This window comes from Pantoea sp. Sc1 (assembly GCF_000255315.1).
Lineage (GTDB): Bacteria > Pseudomonadota > Gammaproteobacteria > Enterobacterales > Enterobacteriaceae > Pantoea > Pantoea anthophila.
This window is the reverse complement of the sequence record NZ_AJFP01000001.1, coordinates 775,166-788,655: the sequence shown is the minus strand read 5'-3', so window position 1 is coordinate 788,655 and position 13,490 is coordinate 775,166. Positions and strand designations below refer to the sequence as shown.

General features: G+C 56.6%; 14 protein-coding genes. 6 read left to right on the top strand and 8 right to left on the bottom strand.

The annotated features are described in order from the left end of the window. Positions 1 to 8 precede the first annotated feature (8 nt). Genes S7A_RS03780 through rfaD form a run of 4 tightly spaced genes read right to left on the bottom strand, consistent with a single transcriptional unit; the run spans position 9 to position 4,052 of the window. Positions 9 to 1,085 (bottom strand): glycosyltransferase family 9 protein, encoded by a 1,077-nt coding sequence (locus S7A_RS03780; RefSeq protein ID WP_009088095.1) that lies wholly within the window; start codon positions 1,083 to 1,085, stop codon positions 9 to 11. Next, on the bottom strand, positions 1,082 to 2,059 hold the full coding sequence (rfaC, locus tag S7A_RS03775; RefSeq protein WP_009088093.1) for a lipopolysaccharide heptosyltransferase RfaC: 978 nt from the start codon (positions 2,057 to 2,059) through the stop codon (positions 1,082 to 1,084). Before rfaC ends, S7A_RS03780 begins: the two co-directional genes overlap by 4 nt. Beyond that, positions 2,047 to 3,102, bottom strand: a complete 1,056-nt coding sequence (gene rfaF, locus S7A_RS03770) for an ADP-heptose--LPS heptosyltransferase RfaF (protein WP_009088091.1) — start codon at positions 3,100 to 3,102, stop codon at positions 2,047 to 2,049. The genes rfaC and rfaF overlap by 13 nt, the downstream gene beginning before the upstream one ends. Positions 3,103 to 3,119: 17 nt before the next feature. Further along, positions 3,120 to 4,052 (bottom strand): ADP-glyceromanno-heptose 6-epimerase, encoded by a 933-nt coding sequence (gene rfaD, locus S7A_RS03765; RefSeq protein WP_009088090.1) that lies wholly within the window; start codon positions 4,050 to 4,052, stop codon positions 3,120 to 3,122. Positions 4,053 to 4,282: 230 nt separating this feature from the next. Here rfaD and S7A_RS03760 point away from each other — a divergent pair, with 230 nt between their 5' ends. Both S7A_RS03760 and tdh read left to right on the top strand, forming a co-directional pair. Then, a complete protein-coding gene (locus tag S7A_RS03760; protein ID WP_009088088.1) occupies positions 4,283 to 5,479 on the top strand; it encodes a glycine C-acetyltransferase in 1,197 nt (398 codons plus the stop codon). Positions 5,480 to 5,489: 10 nt separating this feature from the next. Continuing rightward, complete coding sequence (gene tdh / locus S7A_RS03755) at positions 5,490 to 6,518, top strand: L-threonine 3-dehydrogenase (RefSeq protein ID WP_009088086.1); 1,029 nt, start codon at positions 5,490 to 5,492, stop codon at positions 6,516 to 6,518. A 28-nt stretch (positions 6,519 to 6,546) separates the two neighbouring features. On the opposite strand, the gene S7A_RS03750 is transcribed toward tdh, so the two are convergent. From S7A_RS03750 to envC, 4 genes are all read right to left on the bottom strand, one after another. Further along, positions 6,547 to 7,458 carry a hypothetical protein gene (locus tag S7A_RS03750; protein WP_009088083.1) on the bottom strand — a complete coding sequence of 304 codons (912 nt, stop codon included), beginning with the start codon at positions 7,456 to 7,458 and terminating at the stop codon, positions 6,547 to 6,549. Beyond that, entirely contained in the window at positions 7,451 to 8,680 is a 1,230-nt protein-coding gene (locus S7A_RS03745; RefSeq protein WP_009088081.1) for a glycosyltransferase, read from the bottom strand. The genes S7A_RS03750 and S7A_RS03745 overlap by 8 nt, the downstream gene beginning before the upstream one ends. A gap of 103 nt (positions 8,681 to 8,783) precedes the next feature. Further along, positions 8,784 to 9,686 carry a divergent polysaccharide deacetylase family protein gene (locus S7A_RS03740; protein ID WP_009088079.1) on the bottom strand — a complete coding sequence of 301 codons (903 nt, stop codon included), beginning with the start codon at positions 9,684 to 9,686 and terminating at the stop codon, positions 8,784 to 8,786. Between the two features lie 3 nt (positions 9,687 to 9,689). After that, complete coding sequence (gene envC, locus S7A_RS03735; RefSeq protein WP_033736104.1) at positions 9,690 to 10,991, bottom strand: murein hydrolase activator EnvC; 1,302 nt, start codon at positions 10,989 to 10,991, stop codon at positions 9,690 to 9,692. A gap of 252 nt (positions 10,992 to 11,243) precedes the next feature. Here envC and S7A_RS03730 point away from each other — a divergent pair, with 252 nt between their 5' ends. The 4 genes from S7A_RS03730 to gpsA are packed head-to-tail and all read left to right on the top strand — an operon-like array spanning position 11,244 to position 13,481. Further along, the gene (locus S7A_RS03730) at positions 11,244 to 11,675 is read left to right on the top strand and encodes a rhodanese-like domain-containing protein (RefSeq protein WP_009088074.1); all 432 of its coding nucleotides are present in this window, start codon (positions 11,244 to 11,246) and stop codon (positions 11,673 to 11,675) included. Positions 11,676 to 11,701: 26 nt separating this feature from the next. Beyond that, positions 11,702 to 11,956, top strand: a complete 255-nt coding sequence (gene grxC / locus S7A_RS03725; protein WP_009088072.1) for a glutaredoxin 3 — start codon at positions 11,702 to 11,704, stop codon at positions 11,954 to 11,956. Positions 11,957 to 11,994: 38 nt separating this feature from the next. Beyond that, positions 11,995 to 12,465 (top strand): protein-export chaperone SecB, encoded by a 471-nt coding sequence (gene secB, locus S7A_RS03720; RefSeq protein WP_009088070.1) that lies wholly within the window; start codon positions 11,995 to 11,997, stop codon positions 12,463 to 12,465. Then, positions 12,465 to 13,481 carry an NAD(P)H-dependent glycerol-3-phosphate dehydrogenase gene (gpsA, locus tag S7A_RS03715; protein WP_009088068.1) on the top strand — a complete coding sequence of 339 codons (1,017 nt, stop codon included), beginning with the start codon at positions 12,465 to 12,467 and terminating at the stop codon, positions 13,479 to 13,481. Before secB ends, gpsA begins: the two co-directional genes overlap by 1 nt. Positions 13,482 to 13,490: the final 9 nt, after the last annotated feature.

Below are 13,490 nucleotides of genomic sequence, written 5' to 3'. Positions count from 1 at the left end.
ACGCTTCACTATTCCAGATTATGAGTAATAAACGTTTGTATTCTAGTCAGTTTGTCGGCATCCAGCCCGAATAATTTTTCAGCGGGCTGATCAAACTTAAATCGCGTGGCAAAAACAAAGGTCGATGCGGCGATATTGTCTGGTCCGATAAACAGGACATTATTAACCGGGCGCTGTTCCCTGATCTCACAGGGGCCATAGAGCATAATGACCGGTATCTGTCGGGCGTCAGCAATATAAGCATTACCGGAATCCGATGAAATATAAAAATCCATCTGCGAGATGGCCCATGGCACCTCTTCCAGCTTCAGCGCGCCAATCAGGCTGACAATATTCTCCTGCGGGCCGGTCAGGCTCAGTAATTCATCCAGCCACGGCTGCTCGGCTGGTGGACCAAAGACATAAAAGGTGCAGGGCAGCTCAGCCAGCGACGCCATCAGCTGCTGCCAGATGGCGGCAGGAATGGTTTTAGCCCGATTCCCGGCAGAAATGCTGATGCCGATCTTAATCCCGCTGCGCGGATGCAGCAGCGCGGCAGGAGGCGCAGGCGGCTGCCAGAGCGGTGACGTGGCATGCTTGGGAAAATCGGTGTAGCGGTAGTCCCGATTAATCAGCTTCAAATAGCTGTCGAGCGTCAAATCCGTTTTCGCGTGGTCGACGATGCCACTGGCGCTGCGATAGAAGATCGCATGATAGGATTTACGCACATAGGTGCGCAGAAACTGTTTGTTCGGTGCGTTGCACAGCGCCGCAAAAAAGAGGTTAACGCTGTTGGGCTGAACCAGATAAACATGGTCATAACGGTTCATCAGCGTGAAGGCGAGTCTGAGTTTGGCAAAAAAGCTGCGCTTCGCCTCTTCAATCAGAAAATAGCGGCTGACCGTGTCATCGTGACGCGCCAGCGGCTCTACCGATTTGCTGATCAGCAGTTCAGACTGACCCAGGGCGCGCAGCATCGGGGTGATGTTAATAAAATCCCCGATCTTCGCCGTCTGAATCACCAGACTGCGGCCGGTGGGCCGGTAAAAGAGCCGCATCAGGGTGCGGAAAGGCAGCAGCAGCAGATAGATCAGCACATAGTTCATGGCGCATTTTTCCCGATAACGGCCTGCAGTTTCTCTGCCACGGCGCCAGCTGTCAGCTCCGCCAGATTGTGATTCGGGGCGCTCAGCGCCTGTTGGTTCTGCCCGTAGCCGCCAATCAGACCCGGATCGGTCGGGCCATACAGCGTGAGATTAGGACGATCCAGTGCGGCGGTCAGATGGCTTAAACCGGTATCCACAGAGACCACCGCCCGCGCGCCTGCCAGCTGTCGGGCGATCGCTTCCAGCGTCAGCTTAGGCAGCACCTCGACATGCTCAAAACCTTCAGCCAGGCGCAGCGCACGCTGATGCTCATGCTCGGCACCCCAGGGCAGCTTCACCCGCAATCCGCTGGGCTGCATCTGCTCAATCAGCTGTCGCCAGTGGGATTCCGGCCAGTGCTTGTTGTCACGCGTTGTGGCATGCAGAAAGACCAGATAGTGATGCGCATCCGCGGGCAGATGATGCAGGAAATGCCCGGCAATCGCGTAGTCACCCTGCGTTTGCGGCTTTTCATAGCCCAGGCTTTTGGCGAACAGCTCGCGCGTCCGCTCAACGGCGTGCTGGCGTTTGCTGATCTCATGGCGGACGTCATACCACCAGCTGGCAAAAGGTTCACGCGCGCTGCGGCTATCCTGCCCGTGCTTTACCCCTTTGGATAAACGGGTCACCAGCGCGGCACTTTTGATCAGCCCCTGGGCATCAATCACGATATCGTACTCGCGCGACTGTAACGCGCGCTTAAACTGCACGCGCTCTTCACGCTGCTGACTGCCAAACCAGTGTTTGCGCCAGCGGCGAATCGCGACCGGTAACACCTGATCCACGGCAGGGTGCCAGCCAGGGATCTGGGCGAAATTCTCTTCCACTACCCAGTCAAAACGGATGCCGGGAATGGCATGCATCGCATCGGTCAGAGCCGGCAGCGAATGCAGCACATCCCCCATTGAGGACGTTTTAACAATCAGGACGTGCATGGCACCTCCTGCGGCGCAAGGAGCTCATTCAGCGTCTGAAGAACGCGCTCAGGCTGAATATCAATCAGGCTCTGGTGATACCCCTGTTCGGCATCGCCCTTACGCACTTTGTGATAGCCGGTAATCAGGCGAATAATGCGCGCCTGGCGGGCCAGCGGTGGCGTAAAGTCAGGGCTGCTGGGTCCATAGAGTGCCACCAGCGGACGATCCAGTGCGGCGGCGATGTGCATCAGGCCGGAGTCGTTACTGACCACGGCGCGGCATTGCGCCAGCAGGATGACCGCCTGCTCCAGCTGGGTTTCACCCGCCAGGTTGCGGCAGTGGCTGCGACTCTCTTCCGGCAGTGCCGCGATGATCTCTTCACCGGTCGGGCGATCTTTGGCGGAGCCAAACAGCAGGATCTGAAAGCCTTCGGCGATCAGCTGGCGGGCCAGGGCGGCGTAGTGGTAGTGCGGCCAGCGTTTAGCCGGGCCAAATTCCGCGCCCGGACAAAAACCGATGATCGGACGCGTTGCGGTGAGCTGAAACTGTGCGGCCGTTTCCCGCATCTCCCGCTCTTCAACCTGCAACTTTGGCCACAGGAGCGGCTGCGGCAGCTGCGCCGCCGAGGCGACAGGCGTGTCGTAGCCCAGCGCCACGTAGCGCTCAACCATCAGCGGGAACGCGGCTTTATCCAGCACCCGCAGATCGTTCAGCAGGCCATAGCGCATCTCCCCCCGCCAGCCGACGCGGCGTGGGATGCCGGCAAAGAAGGGAACCAGCGCCGACTTAAAGGAGTTAGGCAGCACGTAGGCCCGGTCATAATGGCTGTCGCGCAGTGCCTTGCCCAGCCGGCGACGCTCGCCGAGTTCCAGCGCGCCATGGCCCAGGGGCATGGCCAGCGCCTGACTGACCTCCGGCATGCGTGACAGCAGGGGACGACACCATGCCGGTGCCATCACGTCTATCACCGCATCGGGATGTTCGGCCTTGAGGGTGCGATAGAGACTTTGCGACATCATCATATCGCCGACCCACGACGGGCCGATTACCAGAATTTTCATCGCCGGAGCAGCTTCCTTTATGCGTTGCGATTCAGCCAGACCATATAGTCAGCGACGCCCTGCGCCACCGTTTTAAACGGCTTGTCATAGCCCGCGGCACGCAGCTTCGTGAGATCGGCCTGGGTGTAAGCCTGATAACGGCCTTTGAGTTTTTCCGGGAACGGGATGTACTCAATCTGCCCTTTCTGATGAAACTTCAGCACGGCGTCGGCCACTTCCTGGAACGATTCGGCGCGGCCTGTGCCACAGTTGTAGATCCCGGAGACGCCGTTTTCCCAGCACCACAGGTTTACGGCTGCCACATCATCAACGTGGATGAAATCGCGTTTGAAGCCGTCACTGCCTTCAAACAGTTTTGGATTTTCATCGTTGCTGATCTGGGTGTTCAGATGGAACGCCACGCTTGCCATGCTGCCTTTATGGCCTTCACGCGGGCCATAGACGTTGAAGTAGCGGAAGCCGCACACCGGCGAGTTCGCTTCCGGCAGCATCTGACGAACATAGTGGTCGAACAGCATTTTGGAGTAGCCATACACATTCAGCGGCTGCTCATACTGACGCTCTTCGATGAAGTTTTCATTGCGGCCGCCATAGGTCGCTGCAGAAGAGGCATAAAGGAACGGGATCTCACGCTCCAGGCAGTAGTGCAGCAGCTCTTTGGAGTACTGATAGTTGTTCTCCATCATGTACTTGCCATCCCACTCGGTCGTGGAGGAGCAGGCACCCTGATGGAATACCGCTTCAATCGGGCCTAAATCGTCGCCCGCGATCACGCTCATCAGAAACTCTTCTTTGTCCATGTAATCGACGATATCCAGGTCGACTAAATTGGCAAACTTAGTGCCATCCTTCAGATTATCCACCACCAGAATGTCGGTGTGACCGCGATCGTTCAGCGCTTTGACGATGTTGCTGCCAATCATTCCTGCGCCGCCAGTTACGATAATCATGTTGTTACCTTCAATGTTGTGGGGTGAAACAGGAGGTTTCACACACGAATACCTCACATCATAACATTTCATCAGGGTGCAGACAGCCAGATGACTCTGTAACGCCACAGGGCTGCCACCTAGAGGCGTGAACTATGCTGCAAAAATGACATTCTGTTGGGCGTTTTATCGTTAAGAAGCGCCCTGTCCAGTAAGATATGCCAGGTTTTTGCCATCTGAGGAGAGCAATGATGCCTGCGCAATTTTATCAACAACTTCGTCAGCAACTGGATGATGCACGTCAGGAAGGGCTGTTTAAACAGGAGCGGATCCTCACCTCTGCCCAGCAGACAGAGATAGCGGTAGGTCACGGTCCGGCAGTGATTAACTTTTGCGCCAATAACTATCTGGGCCTGGCCAATCATCCGGCGCTGATTCAGGCCGCGAAGGCGGGGATGGATTCGCACGGCTTTGGCATGGCGTCGGTGCGCTTTATCTGTGGCACGCAGGACAGCCATAAGCAGCTGGAAAAGCGGCTGGCCGCGTTTCTCGGTATGGAAGATGCCATTCTCTACTCCTCCTGCTTTGACGCCAACGGCGGCCTGTTTGAAACGCTGCTGGATGCAGAGGATGCCATTATTTCCGATGCGCTGAATCACGCCTCCATCATCGACGGCATCCGGCTCTGCAAAGCGCAGCGCTACCGCTACGCGAACAACGACATGACGGCGCTGCGGGATTGCCTGCAGCAGGCGCGCGATAAAGGCGCACGCCATATCCTGATCGCCACCGATGGCGTTTTCTCCATGGATGGGGTCATCGCCAATCTGCCCGCCATCTGCGACCTGGCTGAAGAGTTCTCTGCGCTGGTGATGGTGGATGATTCCCACGCGGTGGGTGTTGTCGGGAATGGCGGACGTGGCACCCATGAATATTGTGACGTGATGGGCCGGGTTGACATCATTACCGGCACGCTGGGCAAAGCGCTGGGCGGCGCCTCTGGTGGCTACACCGCAGCAAAAGCGGAAGTGGTGGAGTGGCTGCGCCAGCGTTCCCGTCCCTATCTCTTCTCCAACTCGCTGGCTCCGGCGATTGTGGCCGCCTCGCTGCGGGTACTGGATCTGCTCAGCGAAGGCGATGGGCTGCGTCAGCGTCTCCGGGATAACGCCCGTTTCTTCCGGCAGCAGATGACCGCAGCGGGCTTTACGCTGGCCGGGGCCGATCACGCCATTATTCCGGTGATGCTGGGTGAGGCCAGCGTCGCTCAGCAGTTTGCCCACCTGCTGCAACAGGAAGGCATCTACGTTACCGGCTTCTTCTATCCGGTCGTGCCAAAAGGGCAGGCACGCATTCGCACGCAAATCTCTGCGGCACATACCCAGCAGCAGCTGGAGCGAGCGGTGGCCGCCTTTACCCGTATCGGCAAACAGCTGGGCGTCATCGCCTGAGGAGTCTGTTATGAAAGCACTCGCCAAACTGAAGAGGGAAACGGGCATCTGGATGGTGACCGATGCGCCGGTTCCTGAGCCGGGCCACAACGACCTGCTGATTAAAATCCGTAAAACCGCTATCTGCGGCACCGATGTCCACATCTACAACTGGGATGACTGGTCGCGCAAAACCATTCCGGTGCCGATGATTGTCGGTCATGAATATGTGGGTGAAGTGGTGGCTATAGGCCAAGAGGTAAAGGGCTTTACGCCTGGCGATCGGGTGTCGGGAGAGGGGCATATCACCTGCGGGCATTGCCGCAACTGCCGCGCCGGGCGAACGCATCTGTGCCGGAACAGCATGGGCGTGGGCGTTAACCGTCAGGGCTGCTTTGCGGAATATCTGGTCATCCCGGCCTTTAACGCCTTCAGAATTCCCGACAACATTTCCGATGAGCTGGCCGCGATCTTTGACCCGTTTGGTAATGCCGTGCATACCGCGCTGTCGTTCGATCTGGTGGGCGAGGATGTGCTGATCTCCGGCGCGGGGCCTATCGGCATCATGGCCGCGGCGGTATGCCGCCATGTCGGCGCGCGTAACGTCGTGATCACCGACATCAATGACTACCGACTGGCGCTGGCGCGAAAAATGGGCGTCACCCGCGCGGTCAATGTGGCCCATGAAAATCTGCGCGACGTCATGCATTCGCTGGGGATGACGGAAGGATTTGATGTCGGACTGGAGATGTCCGGCGCGCCTCCTGCGTTTCGCGCGCTGCTCGACGTAATGAATCACGGCGGGCGGATTGCCCTGCTGGGTATTCCGCCGGGTGAGATGGCTATCGACTGGAATCAGGTGATCTTCAAGGGGCTCTTTATCAAGGGCATTTATGGCCGGGAGATGTTTGAAACCTGGTACAAAATGGCGGCGCTGATCCAGTCCGGTCTCGACTTAACGCCGGTCATTACGCATCGCTATGGGATTGACGACTTCCAGCAGGGCTTTGATGAGATGCGTTCAGGACGCTCGGGAAAGGTAATACTGAGCTGGGATTAACACACCGGCCGCCGCAGCGGCCGGATAATTAGCGTTGCTTCTTCTCTTCGTCGGTCAGATAGCGCACCTTGCGCGTGTAATCCTGACCTTTAAAGTGGAGCGGCTGTTGCGGATCGGCCAGATATTTTTGCCATTCCGACAGCGGAAAGCCGCCGTGTGCGCCGACCACCTCCGCCGGGATCACCGCAGACTGACCGCCGATTTTCTTGGAGACCGGCCAGTTAGCCCATTCGCCCAGATTGACAGTTTTAATGTCCAGCATATCCAGCAGCACCGCGAGCGGCAGCTGATCGGTCGGCGGCTGACTGTCGTTCATCAGATGCCAGGTGTCATTGAACAGCGTCAGCCACAGCGGTGAAATACGCTGCCAGACCTCACGGGTCGCCGCCAGATAGGCACCGTTAACGTGATCCACCAGATAAGGCCGGATACTGTGCGGGTAGTAGGCAGGAATCGCCTCCTGTGGCGCATCAGCCAGCTTGGCAATCATTTTCCCCTGACGAAAGCTGGAGTAGAGATGGCCAGGTTTCATCATGATCTCCGGCATCTTTAGCAGATTGAGGTCGGAATCGATCATCAGAATGCCGTCGCCTTTTGCCTGCAACGGGGCCTGCAGTTTGATTAAGCGACTGCGATAGATCTGCTTGTAGCGATAGTGCTCTTCGCGCTGCGGTACATCCAGCGTGGCCACGCGGGTTTTAGCGGGCAGGCTGCCAAAGGCGTCGGCAGGCTGATCGCTGACAATCACAATCTCCTCTGCCTGCGTGGCAAAGCGCGCCGCAAAATCGGCACTGAGCAGCGCCTCTTCGATATAGTCCGCGCCCGTGCAGGGGATCACAACAGAGGTAACCGGTACCGAGCCCTGAACTTCTTTTAGCGAATAAGGCAGGTTATGGCTCGCCCGGATATGGCGATAACGGGGATTTAAAAAATTAAGCATGAGGTTTCTTATTAGCGACACTTTGCAGAATATTTTCAACGCCGCTGATGTAGGTTTCAATGGCGTACTGTTCACGAACGCGTTTCGCTGCCGCATTGATCAGGCGCTGACGTAAGCCGGCATCCTGCCACAGCGCGGTTAAGTGCTGGGTCAGCTGCACCACGTTGCCATAATCAAACAGCAACCCGGTTTCGTCATGACTGATCAATTCGGCAGTACCGACCACACGGGAACCGATGACGGCGGTATTCACCAGCATCGCCTCCAGCACGACCCGAGGTAAGCCCTCACTGCGTGAGGCAAGAATAAACGCATCAAAGGCGGTGAGGTAATCCAGCGCATTGTTCTGAAAGCCCGTAAAGACCACATGCTGCTGGATATTCTCCGCCGTTGCGAGTTGCAGCAGGTGCTGGAGTTCCGGGCCGGCACCGACAATTACCATTCGCCAGTCCGCGTCGGGATGAGCCCGTTTGAAACGGCCCAGCGCCTGCAGAATGTGATGATTAGATTTACGTAATATCAGTGAGCCGATGGTGCCAAACACAAAGGTGGTCGGGGTGAGTTTAAAACGCTGGCGAACGTCGAGGCGGTCAGGTAAAGGCTGGTGGATGTCGATCGCATTGTTGACGGTAAAACAGCGTTCCGCATCAACACCGTGCCTGATCAGCGTCTTATTTACCCCCTGCGACACGGCAATAATCGCCTGGCACTCCTGGTTCACCATGCTGACCAGGCGTGGTTCCAGCACCGGGTCGATACGGCAATGCTGTACCACCGCCACATCCAGGCTGCGCGCGGCCAGATAGCCCTCTACATTGGTGCTGGGCTGGTTATTCATGTAGAGCGTGTCGAATTTTCCCAGCTGGAGCAGGGAGTTAATCTTGCTGGCGTTGGGCATGATGCGCCAGCGTGTATCGATCTCATCGATAGCCCGCTTCTTCAGCTTTTTATTAAAAAACAGCAGCGCCCGCACGGCCTCTTTGACAAATTTTGCCCAGCGCGGCTGCCTGATCTGCGGGATGAAAAAGACCGGAATGGCCAGCGCATTGAGCGTGGCCTCAATGGTTTCGTCGTTGCCACGGCTGTAGTTGTGATAGAAGCAGCAGGTAATATCAAATTTCTGACGATCGATACGTTTCAGCAGCTCCAGCATACTGTTGGTGCCGCCTCCCCACTCTCTGCCGTTATCCAGCAGCAGGATTTTTTGTTTATTAATCGTCATCCGTCTTACTATTCCCGCACCGCATGTTATCGCCCGACCGGGATTATAGTAATTTTTACCTGCAATTGAACTTTAAGCTTAGCACTTAGCATTCATGGCAAATTCAGAACAGACTTTTCAGGGTGCTAAACAGCGGGCTGTGACTCACGCTTTCGCCTACCACCGTTAACGCCCGGGTCGCCGGAACCGGCGCCAGCGGCTGTTTCACTTTACATAGTTCTGCCGGCTGGAAGCGCGGCTTCGCCGGTTTCGCCGGAACCGCTGGCGTCTGTGAGCCGCTGTGGCGTGTTTCGTTCAGCAACTGGCTGGGGCGAACCAGCGTAATGTCTGCGGGCAGCGAGGGCAGCATCTGCTGCAGCACCCGAACGGTGTTGGGGTGGGGATGACCGATAGCAATGGCATACCCGTCGCGCTGTGCCAGCTTCACCGCCCGGCTGAACTGCTGGCGGATAGCGTTAATATCCTGACTGTCATCCAGGAACACCCGGCGTTTCAGAACGTTGACCTGAGTGCCCTGCGCGGCAGGAATCGCCTGGCTGTTAGCGATGGTCATGCTATCCAGAAAGTAGAGGTTATAGTGATTCAGCGCCTGCATTACCTTCTGCATACCGGAAAGGCTCGAGGTCATCCTGCTGCCCATGTGGTTGTTCAGGCCGACTGCGTAAGGCACGTTACTGACCGCATTGCGCATAATGCGGGTGATCTCTTCGCTGCTCATCTCCGGGGTCAGCGTATCTTTTTCCAGTGGCTGTTTGCTGAGTGGCGCCATCGGCAGATGGATCAATACTTCGTGTCCACCCTGATGGGCTCTGGTGGCCATCTCCCGTGCATGGGGTGCGTTGGGCAGAACAGCCACTGAAATCGCCTGCGGCATCTGCAGAACTTTGTTCTCTTCGGCAGGCCGGTAGCCCACATCATCGATAACAATAGCCAGCTTGCCTGCCTGCGCCGCGAAGCTGAACAGCAGCGCGCTGAATAAAAAGGAGATTTTTCGACGTTGCAGCAAAACTTATTTTCCTAACCACGGGAGTGGATTGACAGCCTGTCCCTGACGTCGGATTTCAAAATAGAGCGACGGGGTACCGCGCCCCCCGCTGGTGCCCACCAGGGCGATAGGCTGTCCTGCCTTCACCTGTGTCCCCACGCTCACCAGTGCACTCTGGTTATAGCCATAGAGGCTCATGTCGCCTTTACCATGTTCCAGCACCACGACCAGACCGTAGCCCTGCAACCAGTCGGCCATCAGGACCCGCCCGTCGGCAATGGCTTTCACCTCGGTGCCTTCCCGCGCATCAATCACCAGGCCTTTCCAGCGCAGTTCACCCTGCAGCTGTTCACCAAAGCGATGTTCGATGCGTCCGCGCACCGGCCACAACGCCTGTCCGCCCGCGCGACCGAGTCCTCCGGTACGGGCAACCAGTTCGCGTTCGCTCTGGGTCGGCTGATAGCTGGAGCCTTTGGCTTTGGCCTGCGCCTGGCGCTGACGCACTTTTTCTGCCTCACGGGCTTCGCGCGCCGCGCGCTCACGCGCTTCCCGTTCTGCCCGGGCGATCTTATCCTGCAGCCGGCTTTCGTTCTGACGCATCTCGACCAGATCGGCCTGATCTTTTTCCAGCGCGCTTTCCAGCGACGTAAGGGTTTTCCTGCGCGCGTCGCTCGCCTGCTGCAGCTTCTGCTGCTGGCCCTGCTGCTGGGCTAATAGTGCTTTCTGCTGCTGTTGCTTCTGCTCCAGCGTAGCGCGTTGCTGATCCAGGTCCTGACGCGTCTGTTGCAGTGAGGCGATACTTTTCTGGCGCGCCGCGTTCAGATAGCCAAAATAGGCCAGAATACGCTCGCTGCGCTGGCTCTCTTCTCCGCCCATCAACAGCTGTATACCGTTGTGCTGGCCCTGACGAAATGCGGCATCAAGCTGTTGCGACAGCAGGCTTTCCTGCTGGCTTTGCTGCTTCTCAAGCCGGGCGATGGAGGTGGTGAGCTGTTTAATATCGTTATTCAGGGCGGTGAGGCTGTTGCGGGTTTCGCGCAACTGACGGCTCGCCTGGGCGATGATTTTTTCCTGACTCTGCAACTGATCCAGTAATTTGCTGCGCTGCACTTTCTGCGCCTTAACGCTTTTCTCTTTTTCAGCAATGTTCTGCTGAATAGATTGCAGCTGAGATTTACTGTCTTCCGCACTCTGTGCCACAGCTGGCAACAACAGTGCTCCCGCGCAAAGCAGGCTGAGGGAGAGGGTGGACAACGGTGTGAACAACGGCCGATTTTCGCCGCTGGAACGGGTCCTTGTGTGCAAAACGGTAGTTTTTCCCTTCATAGGCCAATGATTATTCCACGATGAATCGCCGCTTACCAGTGCTCCCCACCGGCATTTGCTTTACCAGTTATGTCCGCTTTCACAATGAGATGGATTAAGCCTTACGCCATTTTTGCTATTCAGCCACTTTTTTTGGAAAATGGCGCACAAATCGATACTCTCGCCGCATAGCATCTGTACATGCGAAGTGGCGCAGGTATACTCAGAACCCTTGTTTTAGCTTATTAGCCCGGTCTGGAGTCGTTACCCCTCATGCAAGAAATTATGCAGTTTGCAAGCAATCACCCCATCCTGAGTCTCGCATGGGTCGTTTTACTCATTCTGGTGATTGTGACTACCGTTAAAGGAATGTTCTCTAAGGTAAAAACGATCAGCCGCGGTGAAGCGACCCGCCTGATTAACAAAGAGGACGCGGTGGTTGTCGACGTGCGTTCGCGCGACGATTTTCGCAGAGGGCATATTTCAGGTGCGCTGAATGTGGCAGCCGCTGAGATTAAAAAAGGCAACGCAGACGAACTGGAAAAGCACAAAGCGCAGCCCATAATTGTGGTATGTGCAACCGGACAAAGCGCGGCTGATTCCGCTGCACATCTGAGTGCTGCTGGCTTCCCGCAGGTCTTTGTTCTGAAAGATGGCATCAGCGGCTGGAGCGGCGAAAATCTGCCGTTAGTTCGCGGTAAATAACCTGTAACCTGACAGAGGTGCGTAGCATGGCAAATGTTGAAATTTACACCAAGGCCACCTGTCCTTACTGCCATCGGGCGAAAGCGCTGTTAACGCAAAAAGGCGTGTCGTTCCAGGAGATCCCCATTGATGGAGACATGGCGAAACGCGAAGAGATGATCAAGCGTAGTGGCCGCACCACCGTGCCTCAGATTTTTATTGATGCGCAGCACATTGGCGGCTGCGATGACTTATTCGCACTCGATAATCGCGAAGGTTTAGATCCCTTACTGCAGGCGTAAGTTTACGCCGGACAATCTCATACATAGGATTTGGTCACATGTCAGAACATAACACGAACGAAATGCAATTCCAGATTCAGCGCGTCTTCACAAAAGATATCTCTTTTGAAGCGCCTAATGCCCCGCAGGTTTTCCAGAAAGAGTGGGAACCGGACGTTAAACTGGATCTGGATACTGCATCTTCTCAGCTGGCTGACGATGTTTACGAAGTGGTACTTCGTGTGACTGTAACCGCCAACGTGGGTGAAGAGACCGCTTTCCTGTGTGAAGTTCAGCAGGCCGGTATCTTCACCATCAGCGGTATCGAAGGAACGCAGATGGCACATTGCCTGGGCGCTTACTGCCCGAACATCCTGTTCCCGTATGCCCGTGAATGCATTACCAGCCTGGTATCACGTGGCACCTTCCCGCAGCTGAACCTGGCACCGGTCAACTTTGATGCACTGTTCATGAACTATCTGCAGCAGCAGCAGGGTGAAGAAGGTGCTCAACAACATCAGGATGCCTGATGACCACTCACGCTTCGATTAGCGTCATCGGTGCCGGCTCCTACGGCACCGCTCTGGCGATTACGCTGGCCCGTAATGGCCATCCGGTACTGTTGTGGGGACATAACCCGGCGCATCTGGCGCAGCTTCAGACCGACCGCTGCAACACGGCTTTCCTTCCTGACGTTCCGTTTCCCGATAACCTCTCTCCTGAACCCGACCTGCAAAAAGCCATTGCAGCCAGCCGCGACATATTGATCGTGGTGCCGAGCCATGTCTTTGGCGACGTACTGCAACAGATAAAGCCGCATCTGCGGTCTGACTCGCGGATTGTCTGGGCGACCAAAGGGCTGGAAAAAGAGACCGGGCGCCTGCTGCAGGATGTGGCGCGTGAGATTCTGGGCGAGTCCATCCCGCTGGCCGTGATCTCCGGGCCGACCTTCGCCAAAGAGCTGGCCGCAGGCTTACCGACGGCTATCGCGCTGGCCGCAACGGATGCGCAGTTTGCTGACGATCTCCAGCTGAAGCTGCACTGCGGTAAAAGTTTCCGCGTTTATAACAACCCCGATTTTGTCGGTGTCCAGCTGGGCGGCGCGGTGAAAAACGTGATTGCTATCGGAGCCGGGATCTCTGACGGTATCGGATTTGGCGCCAACGCGCGAACCGCACTGATCACCCGCGGTCTGGCTGAGATGAGCCGGCTTGGTGCTGCACTGGGTGCCGATCCCACCACCTTTATGGGGATGGCGGGCCTGGGCGATCTGGTCCTGACCTGTACGGACAATCAGTCGCGCAACCGCCGGTTTGGCATGATGCTGGGCCAGGGCGAAGACGTAGATAGCGCGCAACGCATTATCGGACAAGTTGTAGAGGGCTACAGAAACACCAAAGAAGTCAAAGCGTTGGCTTCAAGATTCGGTGTGGAAATGCCGATTACCGAGCAGATTTATCAGGTGCTGTATTGCGAAAAACCGGCGAGAGATGCAGCATTGAGCCTGCTGGGACGAACAAGGAAGGACGAAAACAGCACTGGCTAACGCAGGACG